The organism is Mesorhizobium sp. M5C.F.Ca.IN.020.32.2.1 (assembly GCF_004023105.1).
GTDB lineage: Bacteria > Pseudomonadota > Alphaproteobacteria > Rhizobiales > Rhizobiaceae > Mesorhizobium > Mesorhizobium wenxiniae.
Genome location: NZ_RZSX01001158.1, coordinates 1 through 1590, shown reverse-complemented (window position 1 = coordinate 1590; position 1590 = coordinate 1). Strand labels below are relative to the sequence as shown.

At 61.8% G+C, this 1590-nt stretch carries 2 protein-coding genes; both read left to right on the top strand.

Annotated elements, in window-relative coordinates; all coding sequences use genetic code 11:
* Positions 1–466: extracellular solute-binding protein (locus EOA86_RS33890; RefSeq protein WP_128345521.1), on the top strand; the 466-nt coding region annotated here is incomplete at its 5' end.
* Positions 467–540: 74 nt separating this feature from the next.
* Positions 541–1590, top strand: a 1050-nt coding sequence (locus tag EOA86_RS33885; RefSeq protein WP_164892294.1) for an ABC transporter ATP-binding protein, incomplete at its 3' end; no start/stop codon positions are given.

Here is a 1590-nt window from a genome sequence, read left to right as displayed (position 1 = left end):
GATCAGGCCTTACATCCGCAAGTTCCACTCGTCGGAATATATCAACGCACTGGCCAATGGCGACATCTGCCTGGCCGTCGGCTGGTCGGGCGACGTGTTCCAGGCGCGCGACCGTGCGACGGAGGCTAACCGTGGCGTCGAGATCAGCTATTCCGTGCCGAAGGAAGGTGCCGAAATGTGGTTCGACCAGATGGCGATCCCGGCCGACGCGCCGCATGTCGCCGAGGCGCATGAATTCCTGAATTACATGATGAAGCCGGAAGTGATCGCCAAGTCGAGCAACTACGTCTTCTACGCCAACGGCAACAAGGCATCGCAGCAGTTCATCGATAAGGAGATACTCGAGGATCCGGCGATCTATCCGGACGAGGCGACGCTGGCGAAGCTGTTCACCATCGCCCCCTACGATTCCAAGACCCAGCGCGTCGTCACCCGCACCTGGACCAAGATCGTCACCGGGCAGTAGGCGACAATCAACGACCCCGGCAGGTGCTGCCGGGGTCAAGTCTTCTGGAGACAGAACGCAGGACGGAGTGGGATATGAAATCGCTTGGCAGCATCCGCAGGGATTTCGCGCCGTGGAACGATCCGAACGCCAAGCCATACATCCAGTTCGACAAGGTTACCAAGAAGTTCGGTGACTTCACCGCCGTCAACAATCTGTCGCTGACCATATTCGAGCGCGAGTTTTTTGCCCTGCTCGGGGCGTCGGGATGTGGAAAATCGACGCTTTTGCGGATGCTCGCCGGCTTCGAGGAGCCGACCGCCGGCCGCATCCTGCTCGATGGCCAGGATTTGCGCGGCATCCCGCCATACCGGCGGCCGGTCAACATGATGTTCCAGTCGTATGCGCTGTTCCCGCACATGACGGTCGAGAACAACATCGCTTTCGGCCTTAAGCAGGACGGCATGCCGAAGCCCGAGATCGCGGCGCGCGTTGGAGAGATGCTGAAGCTGGTCAAGCTCGAGCAGTTCGCCAAGCGCAAGCCGCACCAACTGTCCGGCGGCCAGCGCCAGCGCGTGGCGCTTGCCCGCTCGGTCGCCAAGCGGCCGAAGGTCCTGCTGCTCGACGAGCCGTTGGGCGCGCTGGACAAGAAGCTGCGCGAGGAAACGCAATTCGAGCTGATGGATCTGCAGCAGTCACTCGGCCTCACCTTCGTCGTCGTCACCCATGACCAGGAAGAGGCGATGACCATGGCCGACCGTATCGCCATCATCGACAAGGGCGAGGTGATGCAGGTGGCGACGCCGGCCGAAGTCTACGAGGCGCCGGGTTCCCGCTTCGTCGCCGGCTTTGTTGGCAACGTCAACATGTTCGAAGGCAAGATTGCGCATGGCGAGGCAGGCAGCGCAAGCATCGATGCGGGCAACGGCATCACGATTCGGACGGAGAATGCCGGTGATGCGCCCCCCACCGGCGCGGCCGTCGCCTTCGCGATCAGGCCGGAGAAGATCAAGATATCGTCGACGAGACCGGCCGGTGCCGTTAACGCCATCGAGGGCGAGGTTTACGATATCGCCTACCTCGGCGACATGACCGTCTATCACGTCAGGCTTGACGACGGCCAGGTGGTACGGGCGAGCACGATG